The organism is Bernardetia sp. MNP-M8, assembly GCF_037126285.1.
GTDB lineage: Bacteria > Bacteroidota > Bacteroidia > Cytophagales > Bernardetiaceae > Bernardetia.
In genome coordinates this window covers 5235164-5259519 of the sequence record NZ_CP147012.1, presented here as the reverse complement: position 1 = coordinate 5259519, position 24356 = coordinate 5235164, and the positions used below count along the sequence as shown (strand labels likewise).

18 protein-coding genes are annotated in these 24356 nt (G+C 32.2%); 11 read left to right on the top strand and 7 right to left on the bottom strand.

Going from position 1 to position 24356, the window contains the following annotated elements:
* Nucleotides 1-19: 19 nt before the first annotated feature.
* The gene (gene metK / locus V9L04_RS21255; RefSeq protein WP_338791941.1) at nt 20-1309 is read right to left on the bottom strand and encodes a methionine adenosyltransferase; all 1290 of its coding nucleotides are present in this window, start codon (nt 1307-1309) and stop codon (nt 20-22) included.
* A gap of 249 nt (nt 1310-1558) precedes the next feature.
* On the opposite strand from metK, the gene V9L04_RS21250 reads away from it, so the two are divergent.
* From V9L04_RS21250 to V9L04_RS21240, 3 genes are all read left to right on the top strand, one after another.
* A complete protein-coding gene (locus tag V9L04_RS21250) occupies nt 1559-2716 on the top strand; it encodes an aminotransferase class V-fold PLP-dependent enzyme (RefSeq protein WP_338791940.1) in 1158 nt (385 codons plus the stop codon).
* A gap of 110 nt (nt 2717-2826) precedes the next feature.
* Nucleotides 2827-4305, top strand: coding sequence for an HD domain-containing protein (locus tag V9L04_RS21245; protein WP_338791939.1), 1479 nt, complete (start codon nt 2827-2829; stop codon nt 4303-4305).
* 204 nt (nt 4306-4509) lie between these two features.
* Nucleotides 4510-6807, top strand: a complete 2298-nt coding sequence (locus V9L04_RS21240; RefSeq protein ID WP_338791938.1) for a serine hydrolase — start codon at nt 4510-4512, stop codon at nt 6805-6807.
* A gap of 5 nt (nt 6808-6812) precedes the next feature.
* On the opposite strand, the gene V9L04_RS21235 is transcribed toward V9L04_RS21240, so the two are convergent.
* From V9L04_RS21235 to V9L04_RS21225, 3 genes are all read right to left on the bottom strand, one after another.
* Nucleotides 6813-7874: a glycosyltransferase family 2 protein gene (locus V9L04_RS21235; protein WP_338791937.1), complete on the bottom strand. Its 1062-nt coding sequence runs from the start codon at nt 7872-7874 to the stop codon at nt 6813-6815.
* Nucleotides 7875-8044: 170 nt separating this feature from the next.
* Nucleotides 8045-8359, bottom strand: a complete 315-nt coding sequence (locus tag V9L04_RS21230) for a DUF6495 family protein (protein ID WP_338791936.1) — start codon at nt 8357-8359, stop codon at nt 8045-8047.
* Between the two features lie 191 nt (nt 8360-8550).
* Nucleotides 8551-10179: an SUMF1/EgtB/PvdO family nonheme iron enzyme gene (locus tag V9L04_RS21225; RefSeq protein WP_338791935.1), complete on the bottom strand. Its 1629-nt coding sequence runs from the start codon at nt 10177-10179 to the stop codon at nt 8551-8553.
* 53 nt (nt 10180-10232) lie between these two features.
* Here V9L04_RS21225 and V9L04_RS21220 point away from each other — a divergent pair, with 53 nt between their 5' ends.
* The 3 genes from V9L04_RS21220 to V9L04_RS21210 all read left to right on the top strand — a co-directional run bounded on the left by V9L04_RS21220 (nt 10233) and on the right by V9L04_RS21210 (nt 12805).
* A complete protein-coding gene (locus tag V9L04_RS21220) occupies nt 10233-11195 on the top strand; it encodes a hypothetical protein (protein ID WP_338791934.1) in 963 nt (320 codons plus the stop codon).
* A 201-nt stretch (nt 11196-11396) separates the two neighbouring features.
* Nucleotides 11397-12146 (top strand): DUF1573 domain-containing protein, encoded by a 750-nt coding sequence (locus V9L04_RS21215; RefSeq protein ID WP_338791933.1) that lies wholly within the window; start codon nt 11397-11399, stop codon nt 12144-12146.
* A gap of 155 nt (nt 12147-12301) precedes the next feature.
* Nucleotides 12302-12805 carry a dihydrofolate reductase gene (locus V9L04_RS21210; protein ID WP_338791932.1) on the top strand — a complete coding sequence of 168 codons (504 nt, stop codon included), beginning with the start codon at nt 12302-12304 and terminating at the stop codon, nt 12803-12805.
* A gap of 52 nt (nt 12806-12857) precedes the next feature.
* On the opposite strand, the gene V9L04_RS21205 is transcribed toward V9L04_RS21210, so the two are convergent.
* On the bottom strand, nt 12858-13490 hold the full coding sequence (locus V9L04_RS21205) for a hypothetical protein (protein WP_338791931.1): 633 nt from the start codon (nt 13488-13490) through the stop codon (nt 12858-12860).
* Nucleotides 13491-13646: 156 nt separating this feature from the next.
* Nucleotides 13647-16229, bottom strand: coding sequence for a PIG-L family deacetylase (locus V9L04_RS21200; protein ID WP_338791930.1), 2583 nt, complete (start codon nt 16227-16229; stop codon nt 13647-13649).
* A gap of 224 nt (nt 16230-16453) precedes the next feature.
* On the opposite strand from V9L04_RS21200, the gene V9L04_RS21195 reads away from it, so the two are divergent.
* Together V9L04_RS21195 and V9L04_RS21190 are read left to right on the top strand one after the other, a co-directional pair.
* Nucleotides 16454-17092: a hypothetical protein gene (locus V9L04_RS21195; protein WP_338791929.1), complete on the top strand. Its 639-nt coding sequence runs from the start codon at nt 16454-16456 to the stop codon at nt 17090-17092.
* A gap of 120 nt (nt 17093-17212) precedes the next feature.
* Nucleotides 17213-18073: an SUMF1/EgtB/PvdO family nonheme iron enzyme gene (locus V9L04_RS21190; protein WP_338791928.1), complete on the top strand. Its 861-nt coding sequence runs from the start codon at nt 17213-17215 to the stop codon at nt 18071-18073.
* A 10-nt stretch (nt 18074-18083) separates the two neighbouring features.
* Here the strand turns inward: V9L04_RS21190 and V9L04_RS21185 are convergent, their stop codons facing one another.
* Nucleotides 18084-19184 (bottom strand): endonuclease/exonuclease/phosphatase family protein, encoded by a 1101-nt coding sequence (locus V9L04_RS21185; protein WP_338791927.1) that lies wholly within the window; start codon nt 19182-19184, stop codon nt 18084-18086.
* Nucleotides 19185-19306: 122 nt separating this feature from the next.
* On the opposite strand from V9L04_RS21185, the gene V9L04_RS21180 reads away from it, so the two are divergent.
* From V9L04_RS21180 to V9L04_RS21170, 3 genes are all read left to right on the top strand, one after another.
* Nucleotides 19307-19861 (top strand): hypothetical protein, encoded by a 555-nt coding sequence (locus tag V9L04_RS21180; RefSeq protein WP_338791926.1) that lies wholly within the window; start codon nt 19307-19309, stop codon nt 19859-19861.
* Between the two features lie 571 nt (nt 19862-20432).
* Nucleotides 20433-22862, top strand: coding sequence for a 3-hydroxyacyl-CoA dehydrogenase/enoyl-CoA hydratase family protein (locus V9L04_RS21175; protein WP_338791925.1), 2430 nt, complete (start codon nt 20433-20435; stop codon nt 22860-22862).
* Nucleotides 22863-23066: 204 nt separating this feature from the next.
* Complete coding sequence (locus V9L04_RS21170) at nt 23067-24242, top strand: acetyl-CoA C-acyltransferase (RefSeq protein ID WP_338791924.1); 1176 nt, start codon at nt 23067-23069, stop codon at nt 24240-24242.
* Nucleotides 24243-24356: the final 114 nt, after the last annotated feature.

Here is a 24356-nt window from a genome sequence, read left to right as displayed (position 1 = left end):
GCTAATTGTTTTAAGTTAATTATGCTTCTACTGTCTTTGAAGCATGTTTAAATGCAGCTTTAATTTTATCTACATAATCCAATTTTTCCCAAGTAAAGAATTCTACTTCACGCTCTTCTACTGTCGTAGTTTGGCTAGTAACATTCCCTTTTTGTTCAGATTTGATAGTAGAAAAACTTACTTTGTCTGTATATGTTTCACGTCCCATATGTCCGTAAGCAGCCGTTGGAGAGAAAATAGGATTTGTAAGTCCTAAACGACTAATAATAGCTGAAGGACGCATATCGAAGATTTCATTTAATTTTTCTGCAATCTGTCCGTCTGTCAAATCTACTTTAGAAGTACCATAAGTATCTACAGAAAGAGAAACAGGCTTTGCTACACCAATTGCATAAGCAACCTGAACAAGAGCTTCATCAGCAATTCCAGCAGCTACCAAATTTTTGGCAATATGACGAGTTGCATACGCTGCACTTCTATCTACTTTGGAAGAATCTTTTCCAGAAAATGCTCCACCACCGTGTGCGCCTTTTCCACCGTATGTATCAACAATAATCTTACGACCTGTAAGACCAGCATCACCATGAGGACCTCCAATTACAAATTTTCCAGTAGGATTGATATGGAAAACAGTATCTTTTGTAATTAATTTATCAGTAATAACACGAGGAATGACAATTTTCTTAACATCTTCGTTGATTTTTGCAAGCATAGCAGCTTCCGAATCAAAATCATCATGTTGAGTAGAAACTACAACTGTATGAACATGAATAGGCTGGTTATTATCATCATACTGAATAGTAACTTGTGCTTTTGCATCAGGACGTAAATAAGGCATTAAATGCGATTCTTCTTTACGGATTTTGGCAAGTTCTTTCACAATTCGGTGAGAAAAAGCAAGAGCCATTGGCATATATTCAGGAGTTTCTTTAGTTGCATAACCAAACATCATTCCTTGGTCACCTGCACCTTGTTCTTCATTTTCTCTATCTACGCCTTGAGCAATATCAGGAGATTGACTATGAAGAGTAACAATAACACCACAAGATTCTGCATCAAAACGATATTCATCACTGTTATAACCAATATGTTTAATTGTCTTGCGAGCTACCTCTGCAATATCAACATACGCCTGTGTAGTAACTTCTCCAGCTACTACTACAAGTCCTGTTGTTACAAGTGTTTCACAAGCTACTCTTGATTTTGGATCTTGAGAAAGCATTGCATCTAATACAGCGTCAGAGATTTGGTCAGAGATTTTATCTGGATGTCCTTCAGATACAGATTCAGAAGTGAACAAATAAGCCATTCGTATAAATTTAGGAAAATGAAGTAAAAATTTTTTCTTTATAATCAGTAAACAGTTTTATCAAAATATTCATCTTTACAATAGATTTTATATCGATAAAGCTAAAAGTAATTCATAACTACTATTGATTTTAAGCAAGCAAAAATACAAAGCTAAAGCCAAATTACAAAAATATAAGTCATTCAAAACTTTCTTTTATCGTTTTTTCTTATAAAATTTGATTAAAGTCATAATTAATAAAAAAAATAAATGAATTTCTACCCAGGACCTTCAAAAGTATATCCACAAATAAAAGATTGGCTCAAAGAGGCTTATGATGATGGCATTTTAAGCATTCAACATCGTAGCCAAAAATTTATGCAGATATATGAAAATATTGTCAAAAATCTACAAGACAAACACAATATCCCCAAAGACTATACAATCGTTTTTACTTCTTCGGCTACAGAATGTTGGCATATTTTAAACGATACATTTGGCAATGATTCTTTTTCAGAATTGAATACCTATCATTTTTACAATGGTGCTTTTGGTAAAAAATGGTTTGAGTACAGAAAAGTAAATTATCCAAAGACGAGTTTTGGAATTGAGTTTGGTCTTAATGAGCAACTAGAAGATGTGTTTTTTCAACAAATCCCACAAAATGATTATTTACCTAATATAATTTGTCTGTGTCAGAATGAGACATCAAATGCAACTCAAATTTCTCAACAAATACTCTCAGAAATTAGACAGAATAGACAAAACGATTTCATTTTTGTAGATGCTACTTCTTCTTGGGGAGGACAAAATCTAAACTTCTCTGATGCTGATGCGTGGTTTGTGTCTGTTCAAAAATGTTTTGGGCTTCCTGCTGGTCTTGGAATTATGGCTCTTTCGCCTAACTTAATTGATTTTTATCAAAATGAAATTCAAAATTCAAAAAATAACTCTGCTATTGCTCTTACCAATGATAAACCTTCTGCTGTTGTTGGTGTCCCGACCAACGACAAACACAAACCAAAAAAATACAATCAACTTTCATTTTTACTAGAAAAAGCAAAAGACTTTCAAACGACTTATACACCCAATGTTTTTGGAATATATTTGCTTTCCAAAGTGACTAGTTTTATTCCCACTATTTCTGTTACTTCTCAAAAACTAGAAAAAAGAGCAACTGATTTATATGATTTTTTAGAAGAAAATAGATATAAAATATTGATAGAAAATAAATCTGTTCGTTCTCAAACTGTCTTAGCAATAGAACTAAATGAACCAAAACTTAGTTTTTTAAAACAAAAAGCCAATCAATCGAATATTATTTTAGGAAATGGATATGGAAAATGGAAACAAAATACATTCAGAATTGCTAACTTTCCACAACATACCGACGAAGAATTCAAAATTTTGAAAGAATTTTTAAAGTAGCTTACGCTTTAGCGTGAGAAAAAAGTATCGAATGCTTTAGCTTTCGGAAAGAAGCAACACAACTCTTCTATTTTCATTGATGATTGATAAAAATACCTTACTTTTGTGTCATGAAGACAACTGAAACAAAACAACCAGCAGAACTTACAGAATTATTAAACGAAACATCTATTTTTGAGTGGATAAAAAATAGTGCTGATGCGCTAAATTTACAAACTTTTGTAATAGGTGGATTTGTACGAGATTTCTTATTAAAGAGAAAAAAAGAAACCAAAGATATTGATATTGTCTGTATTGGAAGTGGAATTACACTTGCCAAACATGTGGCTAAATCGTATGGACAAGCAAATAATGTTTTTGTAAACGTTTCTATTTTTAAGCGTTTCGGAACGGCAATGATTACGCTAGAAGATGAGCAAACTAAGCAAAAAATAGAAGTGGAGTTTGTAGGCGCAAGAAAAGAATCGTATGATTTTGATTCAAGAAAACCAACTGTAGAAGAAGGAACACTAGAAGATGACCAAAAACGTAGAGATTTTACAATCAATGCGCTTGCTGTTAGTCTGAATGCAGAAACGTATGGAAAGTTTTTAGATCCTTTTGATGGATTGAAAGACTTGCGTAAAAAAATAATTCGTACTCCTTTAGCTCCTGAAAAGACATTTTCTGACGATCCTTTGCGTATGCTTCGTGCTGTGCGTTTTGCTTCTCAACTCGGCTTTGATATTGAAGTAAATACCTTTGAGGCTCTTTCTACTCAAAAAGAAAGAATAAAGATTATTTCGCAAGAACGCATCACAACAGAACTCAATAAAATTATACTTTCGAATCCTCCTTCGTATGGTTTTAAGTTGTTGTTTCAATGTGGACTTTTGGAGCTTATTTTCTCTGAAATGACAGATTTGCATGGCGTAGAATATATTGATGGAAAAGGACACAAAGATAATTTTTATCATACATTACAGGTTTTGGACAATGTAGCCAAAGTTTCTGATGATTTGTGGTTGCGTTGGGCAGCTATTATGCACGATATTGCAAAGCCAGCAACAAAACGTTTTGATAAGCGTGTAGGATGGACTTTCCACGGACATGAAGACAAAGGCGCACGAATGACTCCATATATTTTCAAAAAACTACGTCTTCCTTTAGACTCTAATATGCGTTTTGTGCAAAAATTAGTTAGGCTTCATTTGCGTCCTATTGCTCTTGTTAAAAAGACAATTACCGATTCGGCTATTCGTCGTGTGCTTTTTGAAGCTGGTGAAGATGTAGATGCACTTATGATGCTTTGTCGTGCTGATATTACCTCAAAAGACCATAGCCGAGTGCAGCGTTATCTACAAAATTTTGATAAGGTAGAAAAACGAATGTCAGAAGTAGAAGAAAAAGACCAATTGCGTACTTTTCAACCTGTTATTGATGGCGAAATAATTATGAAAACGTTTGGACTCAAACCTTCAGCAGAAGTAGGAAAAATAAAAATTGCTATCCGAGAAGCCATTTTGGAAGGAGAAATTAGAAACGAATACGAAGAAGCATTTAATTTTATGCTGAAAGAAGGCAAGAAGTTGGGTTTGACAAAGGTTTAGTGATTTTTCTGTTTATTAAAACTTTGTCAGTAGTTTTTTTGGTAATCCAAAATAACTCTGACAATAGTTGCGAACTAACTATTGACAGTCTTATGAAAAAACTGTCAAAGTTTATAAATCTTTCAACAAAACCCCAATTTCTACCGTAGTGAGTTAGAATCTTAAAAATAGTATTTTACTAAAAGCCACCTAACTCACTTCAAAATGTCTTTTATCTCAAAAAAATCTTGTTTTTCCTTTTTTTTATTGTCTTTATTTTTTCTGTCAAATTCTTCTTTATTTGCTCAAAATAGCGTAGTAGAAGGTATTTTACAAGACAAAGAAACCAAAGAAATTTTACCTTTTTGTAATGTCTATCTCAAAAAGACACAACTAGGAACTGTCAGTAATTCAGAAGGAAAATTTAGACTTCTCATTCCTAAAAAGCAGAAAAACGACACACTTTTTATTTCTTATATCGGTTATAAAACCAAAAAAATAGCTGTTTCTGATTTAATTTTTCAAAAGAAAACTGTCATTTTCTTAGAAACTGACCAAACCAAGCTCAATGAAATCGTTGTTCAAGATTATACAGCCGATTTTATTATCCAAAAAGCAATAGAGAATATTCCTAAAAACTATTATAACGAATCTCATAAAACAAAAAGTTTTTATAGAGTTGTTTCCCAAAAAGATGCTCAACAAGGAAAAAACTATGTGCATTTGTCAGAAGCCGTTTTTGACCTTCATCTTTCCAAAACAGATAATCCAAATCAGCAGTTTAAGCTAGAAAAAATGAGAGCTATAAAAGATGAAAAGGCTTCAAAAGGAATTGATTTGGGACTAAAACCAAAAGCAATTTTTGAAATGGATATTGTAAATTATAAAAACGGAATTGATTTACTTACCAAAAAAGGGTTAAAACTACATACTTTTGAGCTAGAAGAGTATAAAATGGTCGATGGAAAAGCAGCTTTCAAAATTACTTTTGACCAAAAAGAGGAGAAAAAATCGGGCTACAAGGGCTATATTCTTATCGATAAAGAAACATTTGCTTTTCTTTATTTTGATTTTAAATTGAGTGAAAAAGGAATCAAATATAACAAATTTGGCGATGCAGCAACAAGAGTATTGATGAATTTGCTTGATGTTCATATCGAAGTCGTAGATAATCACTATCAAATTCAATATAAAAAAGTTGGAGATACATACTATTTGAATAATGTTTCAGATAATACGCTACTTAATTTTAGTTCTACTCGTCAGAATTTCAATTTTGATTTGGACACACAAGTTGATTATCTCACTACGGAAATTGACACGACTAATAAAACACCTTTTGAAGAAGAGGAGATTTTAGGAAAAGGAAAGCTCATCGAACATCAAAATTCTATTTATGATAAAGATTTTTGGAAAGAGTATACAATTGTTTTGCCTTCAAATGATTTTGTAGAAATTGCGAAAGTTTTGGAAGCCAACAACAAAGCAAACGACCTAAAAACTCAGATAGAGGAAAAGCTACACAAGTTTTCAAAAGATAAAAAGGTTCGAATGGACTCCCTACTTACTTTCTATAATAATGAAGGTTTGTTTAATGGAAATGCACTTATTGTTGATGATGGGAAAACAATTTTACAGAAAAGCTATAATAATGAATTAACTCAAAATACTCAAAACTCACAGTTTCGGATTGGTTCTTTGAGTAAGACTTTTACAGCTATGTTGATCTTGCAATTAGAAAATAAAGGAAAGATTAGTTTTGAAGATTCAGTAGGTAAGTTTTTACCAAGTTATAGACACAAACAAATCAAAATTTCAGAGCTTTTGAGCCATCAAAGTGGAATTCCAGATTATCTGAAAAAGAATGAATATGTTACTCAAATAATGACAAAGGCATTTTCACCAAAAGAATTAGTCTATCGTTTTTGTAGTGATAGTTTGGAGTTTGAGCCGAGTAAAAAGTTTGCTTATTCAAATTCTAATTATGTTATTTTGGCTAGAATCATTGAAAAAATAACAAATCAAGATTTCGGAATTGTTTTAAAAGAGCGAATTTTTGAACCTTTAGAAATGAATGATACTTTTTTTGGAGAAGACAAAACTGAAAATTCTAATCTATCAAAAGCCTTTTTATACGGAAAAGTAGAGCCATTTTATTTTATTCAAAATAGTATTGGAGCAGGTGGAATTACTTCGACAACAGAAGATTTATTGAAATGGAGTAAAGCATTGGATGGTAAAAACGAAAACTTTATGTCTTTATCTCAGATTGAAAAGTTATTTGTTCCACAGGCTGAATATATAGATTGGGAAGCCTATTATGGATATGGTTTTATGATTGATAAGTATTATTTCCTGACTTCCAAAGACCGAAAAATAATTTATCATCCTGGAACTGATTTTGGATTTTATACTATGTTTTTGAAGCAACCTGAATCTGATATTACAATTATTTTACTCAATAACACAGGTGATTTTCCTCGTTTTGATATAAGTGAAATTATCTTGAACGAATTTGATTAAAATAATCAAATTACCTTCTTCATTTTCCTTAATAATCCCATAAGTGTAGGATTTAAAAATTTACTTCGCTGATAAACTTGTTTTATTTCTGGGTTTTTAGCGACAAAATCAGGTTCATTTTTGACTAAATAAGAAGTTATTTTCTTTACTTGTTTCCAACTTTGAGCCTGTTCTTTTTTGTCTTTTGTTTCGATGGCTTCATAATAAAAAATAAGTTGATTCAGAAGATTATAACAAAAAGCCAAATGAAGTTGAGTTTCTGTAAAAGAATTAGTTATCTCAAAAATATCATCAGAACTTTGATTTTCTGTATAAAAACCTAATTCTTTAAATTTTGAAAGTATATTTTTTACAATTTCTTGATTTTTAGTATTTTGGCTATTTTGAAAAGAGGATAAAATTTTACTAAAAACTTTTGCATAATCCCTAGCAAAACCACTTTGTTGCGTCAAACTCTTACTTTCTGTATGATAGAGATATTTTGAAAAAATACTATCTATATAAACACTTTTTTCATTTAGAAAGACAGGTACAAAAAATTCATAATCCATTCCAAAATGAAATTCTTTTTTTAGGTTTCCATACTTTTCAATTAATTCTTTTCTAAAAAATGAAGAAGGTTGAGGAAAAGGAAGACCAGCCAAAGAACGTTCTAAAAAATCAGTTGAAGAAGCTCCAAATTCTTTATCAAGCATATTTTCGCCGAAAAGAATTGTCTTTCCATGCACCACAAAAATCTCTTTATTTATATCTTTCTCAAATTCGGCTGCAATAGTATGTAGTGCATTGGGCATAAGTTGGTCGTCCGAATTAATCCACGTAATTATGTCGCCCGTTGCTTTTTCAAAGCCTTTATTAATGGCGTGGCTTTGCCCTTCGTCTTTTTCACTTATCCAAAAAGAAAAATGAGCGTCATATTTTTTGATAATCTCCAAAGAACCATCATTACTTCCTCCATCAATCAAAATATATTCTAAATTATCATATCCTTGCGAAATAATAGATTGAATAGTTTTTTCAAGATAAGCAGCTTGATTGTAAGAGGGAGTAATGATAGAAATGCGCATTTAATAAAGATAGAATTTAGAAATCAGAATGTAGAATTAAAGGCGAATACAAGTAATTTTAACACTAAGTTGGCAAGAAACACTAAGAAAAGAAATTTGAAACAATTAAAACAGAAAGAAACTTCCTCTAACTGATAACTGATAACTGATAACTGATAACTGATAACTGGTTACTTTGTATTAGCTTGTTGATAAATTGCTTCTGCACGTTCGAAATCTTGAGCAGATGATTCGGAAAATCCATCTTGAATAAGCGTTTCTATAATTTTGTTTCGCTCTCCTGTATAAGGTAAATCTTGTTTTTTTGCCAAAATAAAAGGAGTTTGTTCTGTTGAAAGTCCTTCTGAAAGCAATGATTCAGAAAAATCAAAGTTTGCTTCTGCTTTTATATTAATTATAATTGTAGCTACTTTTTCAGGCAAACATTTAAAGAAAATAGCACTTTTGTCTTTACGAGTTTGAAGATAGCGAATAGAACCGTTCATAATTTTTAATTTTTAGTATAATTAGGAAATTAAAATGAATTCAAAAGTACGTAAAATATTTAGTATGAAATAAGTTTATCAAGCTAAACCACAAAAACTTCAATCATCTCATGGGTGAAACACTGACAAGAGAAATAAAATGTTTTTAAACCCTCAACTCAAAAATCATTTTTTTGATAACTGATAACTTATTATCTTCCTCCTCTTCCTCCAGTAGTTCCACGTCTGTTTTGATTTTTGAGTGTAGCATAATAACGAGCCGAAACCGATAAATCTCTAAAATCTCCCACTGCATAGGTTACACTATCCCAAGCACCACCACGCACAATAAAACCGTCTATTACATTGAAAGAAAGAAAGTCAGCATTTCCATTTTCATCTAAAAAACCATTTCCTACTTGGTTTCTTTGAAAGTTTAATGAGTTTGCATGATTTATTTTTACGCAGTATTCCCAAACATTTCCACTAAGTTCCATTACTCCCCAAAAACTTGCACCTGCTTGTAAACGTAACTCAAAATTAGAAGTAGAAAAATCAGAACCTTTTGCACTAAAACCATTTCTCAAAACTCCATTCAATTGATTGACTTCTATTCCAGAATTGTAAGTTGCTAGTCCTGCCGAATCTGTAACGTTTGCTAGTTCCGAAACGGTTTCGCTTTCTGTTCCGTCATTTTGAATTGTATTTGCATCTACAATATAAGGTGTTCCCCAAGAAAACTCTCCTTTTATCGGATTTGTTACTCCTCGTGCAGCTTTCTCAAATTCTAATTCTGTAATTGGTCGTAAGGCTGCCCAATCTAAAAAAGCAGCTACATCTTCTGCATTGAGCCAGTTACAAGCTCTATATTTTCCCTCTCTGACTTCATAAATTGCAGGAATATTTAAGTTTTCGTTGCCTTTTTCTTTTATAAAAATAGAATTACGAAGAGCATTTGAAGAAGTTATTAAAGCAGAAGTAGCAACATCACTTTCTGGAGAGTTTGCAGTTCTGTTTAATTGCTGTTTGAAAGTCAAAGTATTGAGAAAGTCTGTATATTGATTTTGATTAATTTCATATTTCATAATCCAAAAACCATCATAACCCTTTGGAAAAGTAGTGGGAATTGTGGAGTTAGCAAATTCTTCTTTTCCATTATTTCCATATAAATTGCCCTGATCTGTTCCTACCAAAATTTCATTTTCAGAGTGTATCAAAAATGGTTTTATATCTGTGCTATCATTTGTCTGTGTGGCTTTTCGAAGGGCATTTTGAGAACTCACACCATCTCCTACAAAAAAACTTCCCTCATCTACCCAAACCATTTCAACGGCATAAAGTGCAATATCATAAACCCCAAATTGATTTTTTATTTCATCAGGTAATTTTATGGAAATAGAAGTTTGAGAAACTCCGTTTTTTTCTTCTTGTATAATCGAACTCAGAAAAAAGCCTCCTTTATCCTCTACTGTTTCTAATTCTGTATCTGAAACTTGAGTTGTATTCTGATTGATAAAAATATCATTTTCTGATAGATATATATGCTTCCAAATATAATCATTTGTACGTATCTTTAAAAAACACCAAACTCCATCTTTAAAAATGAAGTCATTTTTTTGCGTAGAAGAAGAATTTTCTGAAGCTGTGGTAAGTTCTTTGTTAAAAAACCAACTGTTTTCCCATTTTATCGTACACTCTAAAAAGTTATTTTCTGTTATGTATAAATTTTCTACTTTTACATTATTAGCAAAGCTATTTGTAGGAATATGTATTAAAAAAATACTACCAATTATTAGTAAAAAAAATGTTGTAAATCGCCTTTTTTGAATCTCTTGTTTCATTTTAGTTGTATCTGAATTTTTGAAAAGTACCTCTTAGTTATCTAAAAAGAATTATGAAAAAAATATGTACGTCTAATTTATTATTTAGCCTTCTTGTTTTAAGTTTTCTGCTTTCTCTACAAACAACTTCTGTTTTTGCTCAAGGTTGTAGTGATGCAGGTTTTTGTACGATGGGAGCTATGCGCCCTGACCAGCCTTTTAGCAAAAAAATCAATATTCGTCTTCGTTCTGTTAGTTTGACACAATATATCGGACTTACTAAATTTGATGACAAAATTCTTTCTTATGTTGCAGAGGCAAATGTAGGAATTTCTGACAGATGGCAAGCACAAATTAAACTTCCTTATACTTTTGTACAAGGTCCTTTGGCAAACACACAAGGAGTTGGAGATATTTCTTTGAGTTTGACAAGAACACTTATTCAGAAAAAAGAATGGCAATTAAACGCTACTTTGGGTGCAAAAATACCTACAAACGATGCAAATTTCAAAAATGATACAGGTTTATCTTTACCTATGTATTATCAGACTAGCTTAGGTACTTATGATGTAATTGCAGGAATTGCATTTATAAATAAAAATTTTTTATTTGCAGCAGGTATTCAACATCCTTTTAATCAAATAGATAATGGCTTTAAATGGGGCATTTGGCAAGAACATCCACTGTCTGAAAAAGCCAATCATTATCCTGTTGCACAGTTTTTAGATAGAGGAACAGATGCTATGCTTAGAGCAGAATATAATCTTCGTTTCTCAAAGTGGAGTATGAATGTTGGTATTCTGCCAATTTATCGTTTTACACCTGACATAATTACATCACCAGCAACAGGAGAGAGAGTAGAAGTAGAGGATAGCAAAGGAGTTGCTGTGAGTGGACTTATTGGAGGAACATATAATTTTTCAGTTCGCTCAAGTCTGAAACTTCTTTTAGGAAAACAATTGCAAAAACGTTATACAAATCCTGATGGACTTTCAAGAGAGTGGGTAAATACAATTACATATCAATATAGATTCTAAAGCTAAATTTAAAAATAGGCACGAAATTTTCATTCTTTATAAAGTGCTACAATAATTAAATTGTAGTTTAACATCTCATTAACACTTAAATTTGAAGAAAATATCTGTTTTGATTTACTAATTTTGTAAATTTGCCATTATCAGAATTTTCATCAGAATTATATTAACATAATTTTCATCATTAAAAAAACCGTATTAGCAATGAAAATCACAAAATACTCTTTTGCATCTTTAGCTTTTAGCTTTTGTTTATTCTTATTTTTATCAGCAGGCGCAATGGCGCAAGGCGTTTTTCAATTTGATGTAGAATCTTTTGATTTCTCAACAGTAGAAGAAGGAGACAAAGCTGAAAAAACATTTACTTTCAAAAATACAGGAAATCAACCAATTATTTTGAGCAATGTACGTGCTTCTTGTGGTTGTACTACTCCTAACTGGACTCGTGAGCCAGTTATGCCAGGTCAGACTGGTAAAATTGATGTAAGCTACAATAGTGCAGGTCGCCCAGGTGCTTTCAATAAAACAATTACAATTACTTCGAATGCAACTGAAGCTACAAAAGTTTTGACTATTCGTGGAAATGTAGTAAGTGACCCAGCAAATGATCCAAAAATGACAGTAGAACGTACTACAGTAGCTTTGGGTAAAATCAAAAAAGGAGAAGCTGTTACTTATAAAATTTCTTTCAAAAATGATGGAAAAAAACAACTTCAAGTTCATAACCTAACTAGCAAATGTAACTGTGTAAAATTAGCAGGAAGAGCTACTGCAAATGCAGGTGAAACACAAGAATTAGAAATCGTGATTACTCCAACACAAACGGGAGCTTTTGAAGACGATATCGTAATCTATACAAACAGCCGTGCACAAGGAACAACTACTATCAAACTTACAGGAACAGTAGTAGAAGGCTCTAGCAGCGTTCTTCGCAATGAAAATTCTGGATTCTAATAATTGAATTCATTTTTATAAAACTCTAAAAAACCTTATTTGATTGATTTCAAATAAGGTTTTTTTGTGGAAATGATTTAAAAGACAAACAAATTCTCAATTTTATAGTAATTTTGGATAAAATAAATCTATAAAATAGAAGTAAAAATAGTCACATGAAAATTAGTATTATCACAGCACGCTCAAAAAATGGTGTCATCGGTTCAAATAGTTCACTTCCTTGGAAAATGCCTTCTGATATGCGGTTTTTTAAACAAAGTACGATTTTTCATCATGTCTTGGTAGGAAGAAAAACGTATGAAAGTTTTACTATTCAGCTTGTAGATCGTCCCTCTCTTATCTTGACAAGAAAGTCTGACTATGAGCCAAAATACGAAGAAGACCAAACTATAAATACATTGGAAGAAGGAATCAAGAAAGCTAAAGAGAAAAATGAAACAGAGCTTTTTATTATCGGAGGAGGGGAAATCTATAAACAAGCATTAGATAAAAATCTTGTTACCCACATGTACATAACTGAAATTGATGCAGTTATAGAAGGAGATACTTTTTTTCCAGAGTTTGATGAATCAGAATGGAATATCATCAGAAAAGATGATTTTACAGCAGGAGAAAAAAACGATTATGATTATAGTTTCGTTTTGTATGAGAAGAAATAAGATTATAAAAAACTAGCTCAAGTGTCGACGCTTGAGCTAGTTTTTTATATCTTTATTCCAATGAAGCGATATAAATTAGTCCTTTATCTACATAAAGTGGGTCATACGTGGTAGCTTGCCAAAAAATAGGATGTTCTTTTCCTGTGTTATGAATATGAAAGGCATTTTTGTAATCTCCTTTTTCAAGATATTTTCCATAATTGGCGATACACCATTGAATAGCAATTTGAAGTCCTTTTTCTCCATTCAAATCATCAATAGTCAAACCTTCTTTTACCACATGGTATCCCATAATTTGCAAAGCTCCCCAAGAAGTAGCCAACATAGTTAGTTCTTGAGTAGAATAACGTTCTAAATCTTGTTGAGTCAAATTTCCGTACTTTTTTCTTCTTCCTTCCTTTACAGCTTTCAATTTTTCAAAAACATTGGGTTCATAACGACTTTGAGGAGGATTTTGGGCTGAGCATTCTAGTAAAACCAATGCCTTAAAATATTCAGAAGGAGCTTCCAATTCTTCACAAATACGTTCTATTTCTGCTCCATAATTCCGTTCTACTTTCATAACTGCATTCATTTTGGCACGTTCTGAAAAAATAGGCTTGAGTGCGCTATACGAACAAGAACGAAAATTCCATACAAGATGAACAATAATAACAGCAATAAATATTTTGAGAAATAAACGCATAGGAAGAATTACGAATTACGAATTAAAAATTATGGGTGATGACTGCCATTGTTGCTGTTTTAGCATAGCGACACCACCAATAAAATAATTTTTTTTGATAAATGCTTGATAAAAATACTATTTTTCTTAGCAGGAAGCAACAGAAACTATCAATAATTACTTATTTTCTTCTAAAGAAATTAGATTAACAAGTAAACGATAAGCACCTGTTACACCTTCTGGAAGTTGTCTAAACCAAGAAATTCCTGTATAAGCAAAATTTCCTTTTCCGTATTTAGCAATCAAAATACTTCCTTTTTGAGCTTCTTCTCCTGTATCAAAACTACTAATTGGAGCTTCAAAATGTTCGTCCCACGTATCAGCAAAATAAAGTCCTCGTTCTTGTGTCCAGCCTTCAAAGTCTAAAGGAGTAATCTTGTTTGGAGTATTCAAAACGGGATGGTTAGGAAGTTCGAAAACTACTGGAGCATCTTCTTGAGTTACTCGCTCTCTAGAAATATGAAACGGATAAACTCCAATTTCGTTGCTTACCAATCTGTGAGATGTATTGTATTGAACAATCAAGTTTCCTCCGTCTTCTACATATTTGTGTAGTTTTGGAAGATAAATAGCTAATTCTTCTTGAATATTAAAAGCACGAATTCCTGTCAAGACAGCATCATAGACGGATAAATCGGTTGTTCCCAAATTTTTGGCTTCAATAATATCTACTTGATAACCAATTTGTTCTAATGCCTTTGGTACATAATCACCAGCACCTAAAATATAACCTATTCGTTCTCCTTTTTTCTCTAATTCGGCACGCATCAAACGAACTTTTGCATTCGGAAACATCGCTTGATAGGGAATATGGTCATAATCAATTTTTTCCATTGATTTAGCAAATTCGGTTTTACTTATTTTTCCTTCTTCCTCATTATAATTTAATTCTACTAAAAACGCATTATTTTGATTTGTTGTAGGAGGAGTAATTTCAATTTCTATGATTTTAGTTTCTCCTTTTTTGGTAAAAGAAAAATCTGCATTTGAAGGGGAAGGCGTAAAATAAATTTGCTTTGCTTCTACTGCTTGTGGACTTTGTTTTTCTGAAACGATATTTATTTTTCCAAAAACAGAGTTATCAGTATTTGAAAGTAATTCTAGCTTCACTTTTTTAGGTTTATTGTCTGCAAAAATTATCACATCATCTAAAAAACGAGCTGTAACTTTTGGTACAACTAACAAAGGTGCATATTTTTCTCCTTTTACTGGGTCAGTATATTTATGTTGAATAGGCAAATCAAAACTCAATTCTTGATTTTCTACTTTTAAAGTAACACTTAATTTAAGATTTGCAGGGTTGCTTGGTAAACCTCTTAACTCTTGATTATCAACTGAATACATTCCTGTTGTTTGATTTTCATTGAGCCAATATGGATTCGAATTTTTTATATTTTCTACTTGAATTGTTTTAGAAAAAGTATTGAGTTCATTCGTTTTGATAGACGTATTATAGGCATTAAAATGAAATGGCTGTAAATCAGTTTTTCCTTGTAGATTTTCAGTAAGTAACATTACTGTCGTAACTTCAATAGGGACATCAAAACGTTTAATAAAATTCAATTCCATTTTCAAAGAATCTCCATTTGCTACTTGCGAATTATCTGTAATAGCTTCTGCAAAAAGTCCCCCTGTTGTGAAAATAAGCTCTGTAAGAATTTTCTTTGCATTTTCTGTAATCGGATTTTTTTCTAATTTATTTACTTCTTTATAGGCTTCGATAACCAAATTGAATGAATTTTGTGGTTTTGCTGGATTGTATTCTTTTTTTAACTTTTGAATTAAAGTCACAAATTTCTCACTTCCTTTGATTCTACTCCAATCTGTTGTAACTCCTTTAAAAGCATTTTTTTCTGGTAAATCACCCTTCAAAATCTGTAAATATTCAGTTTGCTGACCTCTAAAACCAGCACTTCCAAAACCTTGACTTTTGTGTTGTGAACGACTCTGCGCTGCAATTTCATTATATGATTTTCCTAAAACAGCATCATAGCCACCAATTTCGATAGTCATTGTGCTATCTTTGCTCATTTCCATTCCATTTCTACTAAAAAACCAAGAAGAAGTATTCCAAAAAATGCGTTTTGCTTGCCAAACCTCTACATATTTCAACTGTTCTGGAAATTGTTTTGGGTCTGCTGCTGCATCATAAGCCTCCATTGCAATCTGTGCCGAAGCTGTATGATGTCCGTGTGTTCCCCCTAAAGTAGGCGAAAAACGAGTAATGAGAATATCAGGTCTAAATTTTCGAATTGCCCAAACAGCATCTGCTAACACTTGTTTTTTATCCCAAATATTGAACGTTTCTTCAGGTGTTTTGGAATAACCAAAATCATTTGCACGAGAAAAAAATTGTGTTCCTCCATCTGTATTTCGGGCTGCTAAAAGCTCGTTTGTACGAATAATTCCAAGTCCTTCTCTTACTTGTTCGCCAATCAAATTTTGTCCACCATCACCACGAGTGAGAGAAAGATAAGCTGTTCGATAGCCTTTTTCCTGTGCAAAATGAGTTATAAGTCGTGTATTTTCATCATCTGGATGGGCTGCAATGTAGAGAATGCTACCAGTTGTTTGAAGGTGTTCTATTTTTTGAAGTGCTTCGCCTGCTGAAAGAGGATTTATTTGAGCAAAAATAGAATTGGAAAAGTGGAATATAAAAAACAGAGCTATAAAAGCTGTATAAAAAGTAATTTTTGACATACGTTTAAAAAAAGTTGAATTTTATTTTTAGACAATTATACAAATAAAGCGAGTTTTGAAGAAAGACGATTGAGTAAGAGCTTTATTTTAAGATTGTTTAAAGAATTATTTTTTAGATTAAAATTACTTTTTTTGAAAAAATCATAAAAAACATGTCGCATTTGTTAATCTTTCTCCGTATTATGAAAAATTATATTTTTCTTTGAATTTATTAGACCTAAAAAATGAGAATCTTTACAAAAGTGCTTTTGCTTTTTTTTATCGGAATTTTATTCAGTTTATATAGCTGTTCTATAAGTTATGGTACTTGTGAGCCAACTACAAATAGTCCAGTAGCTATTGTTGATGTTTTAGAGGTAAAACATATAGCAAGAAATAGCGAAGCTCCATTTGATAAAGAACTTATGGATAGTATTAGAATTGAAACTACAAAGTACAAAGGTTTTACTATAAAATTTCAAACTCGTAAAATAGCTTATTATCAAAACAGAAATAAATCATTTTCACTTTTCTCATATGGATACGCTTTAGATTGTAGTGAGTCTACTTTATATTTAAGAGAGGTTTATCCAAAATCAATTAAAATATATACTGTATATGATCTACATAGAGATACTGAAGCAGGTAGTTTAGTTAATTCATATTTTGACTTACCTTTTCGTACTCAAGATGAGGATAAAACAGAGTTTGTGCAATCAGAAGTTACTAGAGAAAGGTTTATCGATAATAATTTTCCTTTGGAGTTAGAGTTTAACATAAAATTTACTTTACAAAAGTGGTACAGAGGAGTCAAGTTTCGCATAGAGCTAGAATTGAGTAATGGAGAAATAATTAATGCAGAAACACCTACTGTGATAATTTGACAGAATTGATTTTTTGGAAAGACGAAAAATTTAATTGGTTACAGCAAGAATAAGATAATTATAAACGCTTTATTTCGTTCTTATTTCTTATTAGCCTATAAAAATTATAAAAAACGACTCATGTCTATCAAAAAACTAGCTTTATTCATTTTTCTGTTTTCTGTTTTTGCTTGTTCTTCTCCTTATAGAGCTTGGCAAAAGCAAGTGAATCAAAAAGTCAAAAGTCATCTTGCTGAAAAGCCAAGTCTTCCCACTCCTCCCAACACAGTTTGGATAATTGATAATTTGTTTATGGACAAAACGGAAGTTGTAAATCTGTCTTATTTGGAATACTTGCATTATATGGGAGAGGATTCTTCCTATCAATATTATCAAAACCAGATTCCTACTAATGGCGTTTGGATGGATAAAGAAGTTCCTTTTTTAGACTCTGTCAAACTTTCGCTTTCACTGGGTTATCTTGAATATGAAGGGTATCGTTTTTTGCCTGTTGTGGGAGTTTCGCATCAGCAAGCTAAAAATTATTGTAAGTGGAGAAGTGAAATAGCAACACAGAATTTTGTGAGTACAAGAGAAAAAAAATATCGTTTTGAATACCGTTTGCCTACTGAAAAAGAATGGGAAAAATCTGCTTTATCTTTTATTGATACATTGAATCAAGAAAATTTGAAATATGGATTTGATACTTCCATTATTTCTCCTTCTATCTTCAATTTGAGTCAAGTTCTCAATAAAAAAAGAGGAGATTCTACTCAAATTCCTCCAACTGCTTATGCTTATGCAGAACCTACGACACTTCTAGGGCTTCATCACACGATTGGAAATGTAGCTGAAATGATAGAAGAAGAAGGTATTGCAAAAGGTGGTTCTTGGATTCATGTGCCTCTTCAAAGTACAATTAATGAGCGCATTCGTTATCGTTATCCTACTTCTTGGTTAGGTTTTAGATGTATTTGTGAAGTAAAAGAAATTGAGAATTAAATAATTAAGTTTATAAAGAACTTGTATCATCTAAATGCGCCTTTTCGAGCTTTTTTTTTGCTTCTTCTTCATCGTCTTTTTCTACTTCTGGTTCTTCTTGGGTATGTTTTTCTTGTGGAATGTAGGCTAGATTTATAAAAATAGGAAAATGATCAGAACCAACATGTTCTAGTTTTTTTATTTCAATAATTTGAAACTCATCAGAATGAAAAACATGGTCAAGAGGCCAACGCAAGATAGCGTAATCAGCATGAAAAGTGCTATACATTCCTCTTCCAATTCGTGGGTCAAGTAAATTTCCTAATCTTCTAAAAAGACGTGAGGTATGCGACCAAGCTACATCATTAAAATCTCCTGCTACAATGGTAGGGTTGTCTTTTTTCTCAATTTCTTTTCCTACCATAACTAGTTCTGCATCACGAGGAATAGATGTCTTTGCTTCTTTTGGTGCTGGAGGACGTGGATGAATTCCATAAAAATCAAAAGTTTCTTCGCTGTTTTTATCTAATTTAAAAGTCGCCACAATAGAAGGGACATCATCTTGAACATAATAATTAAAATTTAATTTGGTAGGTTCTTTTTTAGAATAAAATAAAAGTCCATAGGTATTATCAATAGGTTTTAAGAGATGATAAGGATATTTTTTTTTCAAATATTCCATTTGGTCTGCCCACCAATGGTCAGTTTCTACCATAAAAACAATATCTGGATTTTCTCTTTCTATAAGAACTTTTAGTTTGTTTGTTTCTCTATTATACATCAATACATTGGAAACCAAAATACTTACTTTGAGTGTTTTTTCTGTTACATTTTCTGCATTTTTTACGTTTTTTGAAGCTATTGGAGAATAAGGAAATATTACCCAGCAATGAAAACAAAGAGCAATAAAAAGACTTGCCCACAAAACGTAACGAACAATTGGATATTCATTAAAAAAATATACTAAGCAAGCTGAAAAGAGGATGAGAACAAGCATTTGAATACGAGGAAAGTCAAAACCACGTACCCACCAAGCCTCATATTTAATAAAACTACAAACCGTTCCAACTATACAAAAAAGTACAGGAGTAATCAGAAACCATTTTAATAATGAGAGTAAGAAATCAGTCATATAATGAAGAAAAAAGAAGGTTAAAAAATAAAGAAATTTAAAGTTTATGTTTAGGCAAAATTTCTATACTTATTCAACTAAAAAAACGGTTCATAGTTTATAAAAATTTGTACTTTTGAAGTATGCCAAAATTCTTAACAGGGAATGCCCTCAATCATAAGGTAGGAGAAATTATCGAAAAAGCTGAAAAGAGATTAATTCTAATTTCGCCTTATATTCGTTTGCATTCTTATTACAAAAAACTTTTGCAAGTAAAACTAATTAATCCAAATCTTGAAATAATTGTTCTTTTTGCCAAAAGTGGAGCAAATCCTATAAAAAATATTGCTGTAAAAGATGTAGAGTTTTTTAAGCAGTTTACTAACATTGAACTTCGGATTGAATCCAAATTACACGCAAAATATTACGCCAATGAAAAAGAATCTATTCTTACTTCAATGGATTTGTATGATTATTCACAAGAAAATCATATTGAAGCTGGTGTTTTGAGTAGTTCGAATGTTTTTAATAATATTTTAGGAGATTCTTTTGATATTCAAGCCTACGACCATTTTCTTACTGTAGTAGCCAAAAGTGAAATTATTTATAAAGCTGTTCCAGAGTATTCGTATAATTTACTTGGTCAAAAAAAATTTAAGGGTGTCAATATCGAAGTAGATTTGATTCCTTTTGAATGATAAATTTTTAAAATAAGCTACTATTTTTTATGCTCTCATTCTATAAGATAATTCAGGAATGCTACGAGGTTTTAGAATACCTTTTTGGTCAATTTGTTTTTATCACTACAAATTCCTGTTTGATATTCTTTATAGATTTAATCTGACCATTACTTCTAGTCCAGAATCGGTAGATGTTTTTTTTATAAGTTCTTTTACAAGTTTATAATCAGAAAATAGGGATTTGAGCATAAAACTCAAGGTCTTTCAATTTACGAATCCCTTTTTCAATTGTCTTTTAGCCTACTTTTAACAGTTTTCTTTTATTATCATTCCTTAGAAAATAAAAATACTCTTTAGAGTTTTGTTTCTCAAAGTTATAGAGAGTTTAAAGAGGACAGGACAAGAATAAAATAGCTAGTTAATTTTTTTAAAAAAATTATGCACGCATACCTTTTTTTATTATCTTTGGTTTTTGGTAAGCTATGCAAAAGATTATTTTTTTGATAATAAATTTTTAGTCAATAAATAATTGTATAACTTGCTTAAACAGAGAAATTGATTTTATATTAACTCCAAAACTATATATTTTATGACTCAAGTTGCTCAAGCTCCTGCTCAACAAAGCAAAAGCGCAAAAAAAACAGCAGAACGCCACATTCGCAAAGTGGCAATTTTAGGTTCTGGTGTAATGGGTTCTCGTATTGCTGCCCATTTTGCTAATATCGGTTGTGAAGTTGTCTTATTAGACATCGTTCCTTTAGAAGCTCCAAAAGACGAAAAACAAGAAAAGAGTCTTCTTTGGAGAAATAGTTTGGTAAACAAATTTTTAGTAGAAGCTACTAAATCAAAACCAGCTCCTTTTTATAGCAATAGTTTTGCAAGCCGTATCAAAACAGGAAACCTTACTGATAACCTTGATTGGATTGCTGATTGTGACTTGATTTTAGAAGCTGTTATTGAAAGACTTGATATTAAGCAACAACTTTTTGAAAGAGTAGAAAAATACCGTAGAGAAGATGCAATTATTGCATCAAATACATCAGGTATTCCAATGCACATGCTTATTGAAGGAAGAAGCCAAGGTTTTAAAGAAAATTTCTGTGGAATGCACTTTTTCAATCCTCCACGTTATATGCGTCTTTTGGAAATCATTCCTTGTAAAGACACAAAACAAGAAATTGTAGATTTTCTTTTACAATATGGCGACCTTTATTTAGGTAAAGAAACAGTTCTTTGTAAAGATACTCCTGCATTTATTGCTAACCGTGTTGGTGTTTTTGCAATTATGTCAGGACTTCACGCAGTAGAAAAATATGGTCTTACTGTTGGTGAAGTAGATAGACTTACAGGTCCAATCATCGGACGTGCAAAATCAGCAACTTTCCGTACTCTTGATGTAGTTGGATTAGATACAACTATCAAAGTAGCAAATGGTGTAGCTCAAAACGTACCAAATGATGAGCGTAAAGAAATGTTTGAATTGCCAAACATTGTAAAAGAATTGGATAAACGCAAATGGTACGGAGACAAAACCAAACAAGGATATTTCAAGAAAACTAAAGACGAAAAAGGCAAAACTGTTATTCTTGAATTAGACCTAAATGATTACGAATATAAGCCTACTGAAAAGCCAGACATTAAAGTATATGGCAAAGCAAAAGACGAAGATGATTTGAGCAAACGTTTTGCTATCTTCTTAAATGATGATTCTAAATATGGCGAATTTTTCCGTACTACATTCTATGATGTATTCGCTTATGTTTCTAACCGTATTCCTGAAATTGCAGACCACACTTACCAAGTCGATAATGCTGTTTCTGCTGGTTTTGGTTGGGAAATGGGTCCTTTTGCTACTTGGGATGCCCTTGGTGTAAAAGAAACTATTGCTAAAATGGAAGAAGCTGGCTACAAAGTAGCTGACTGGGTTAAAAATGTAGATTCATTCTTCAAAACTGAAAACGGTCAAAAATTGTATTTTGATATCGAATCAAAATCTTATAAAGTAATTCCAGGAACGGAAGAATTTATTGTTTTAGATGCTATTCGTGGAACAAACAAAGTTTGGGGTAACGATGGAACAACAATTTTTGATTTAGGAAATGGCGTTTTAGGTTTAGAATTCCATACTAAAATGAATGCTATTGGTAGCGAAATCATTGAAGGAATCAATACAGCTATTTCTTTGGCAGAAAAAGAATATACAAGTTTAGTAATTGGTAATGATGCGCCAAACTTCTCTGCAGGTGCAAACTTAGCAATGCTTTATATGTATTCATTAGAGCAAGAATTTGACGAAGTAGAAATGATGATTCGTCAGTTCCAAAACACAATGATGCGTGTTAAATATTCGGCTATTCCTGTTGTTGCTGCAACTTCTGGATTAGCTTTAGGTGGTGGTTGCGAACTTTGTTTACACGCTGACCACGTTCAGGCACATACAGAAACCTATATGGGACTTGTAGAAGTAGGTGTTGGTCTTATCCCTGCTGGGGGAGGAACGAAAGAAATGATTCGTCGTACTGCAAATACATTCACAACTGGCGACCCTAGAGTAAACCGTTTACAAGATGTATTCTTAAATATTGCGACTGCAAAAGTGGCTACTTCAGCACAAGAAGCATTAGAAATGGGATTCTTACGTGGGCATGATGATTATACATTAAATCGTTCTCGTTTATTAGCTGATGCAAAACGCAAAGCAATGGAAATGGTAGCTTCTGGATATACTCAACCTGTTCAACAACAAAATATTGATGTAGAAGGAAAAACTGCTTTAGCAACCTTTACAGCTGGTGCAGTTGGTATGCTTTACGGACATTATGCAACTCCTCACGACATCAAAATTGCTAAAAAATTAGCGTATGTGATTGCTGGTGGTGATCTTTCAGGTGCAGCACAAGTTTCTGAACAGTATCTTTTAGACTTAGAAAGAGAAGCATTTTTATCTCTTTGTGGTGAGCAAAAAACATTGGATAGAATCAATAGCATTTTATTCAAAGGCAAACCACTTAGAAACTAATAATTCAATTACGAATTACGAATTAAAAATTACGAATTATGAAATACTATTTTTTTTATAACTCTAATTTTATATTTCAATCATTGACATTTTTTTTAATAAAATATAAAATAACATAAGTTACCAGTAATTTATTTTAACAGTTGAAAACTGTTAGCTATTTGGTTTTAACTGATTACTGGTAACTATTTACTGATAACTGACATGAATACAGCATATATAGTAACAGGCTTTCGCAGCGCAGTAGGCAAAGCTAAAAAAGGTGGTTTTAAAAACTATCGTTCAGATGATTTGGCAGCTGATGTAATTAAACATCTTGTAAAATCTATTCCTAATCTTGACCCAACACGCATCGATGATGTTATTGTTGGTAATGCAATACCAGAGGGAGAGCAAGGAATGCAAATGGGAAGACTTATTTCTCTTCTTTCTTTACCGATTAATGTGCCAGGAATGGTACTGAACCGTTATTGTGGTTCAGGTTTGGAAGCAATTGGACTCGCTTCTGCACGTATTCAGGCAGGAACAGCAGATTGTATCATTGCAGGTGGAACAGAATCTATGTCTGCTCTTCCAATGATGGGTTACAAACCAGCTCTAAACTGGAATATCGTAAGTGAACACCCAGAATACATGCTTTCTATGGGACTTACAGCAGAGGAAATTGTTCGTGATTACAAAATCACTCGTGAAGACCAAGATGCTTTTTCTGTAAATTCTCACAAAAAAGCATTGAAAGCAATTGCAGAAGGAAAATTCAAAAGTCAAATTGTTCCTGTTGAAGTAGAAGAAAATTATTACGAAGACGGACAGAAAAAAACTCGTAAATTTACAGTTGATACAGATGAAGGACCTCGTGCAGACACTTCTATGGAAGGTTTGGGTGGTCTTCGTCCTGCTTTTGCAAGCGATGGAACGGTTACGGCTGGTAATTCTTCTCAAACTTCAGACGGTGCAGCTTTTGTAATCGTTATGTCTGAGAAAATGATTGAAGAATTAGGTTTGAAACCTCGTTTGAAAATGTTGGCTTATACTTCTGCTGGTGTTGATCCACGTATTATGGGAATTGGTCCTGTAGCTGCTGTGCCAAAAGCATTAAAACAAGCAGGTTTGAAATTGGAAGATATTGATGTAATCGAACTTAATGAAGCATTTGCAGCACAATCTTTAGCTGTAATTCGTGATTTGAAGCTAGATGAGTCTAAAGTAAATCCAAATGGTGGAGCAATTGCATTAGGACACCCACTCGGTTGTACTGGAGCAAAACTTACTATCCAACTTATGAACGAGATGGAAGCACAAGACAAAAAATACGGAATGGTTACTGCTTGTATTGGTGGTGGACAAGGTATTGCAGGTATTTTTGAGCGTGTAAACTAAATGTAGTGCAGGCTTTAGCCTTCGTTGTATTTGTAAAATATAGTATTTCAAAAGTTCCTTATTCAATTCATTTTGGATAAGGAATTTTTTTTAACTCTTTGTTACTATTTTTCG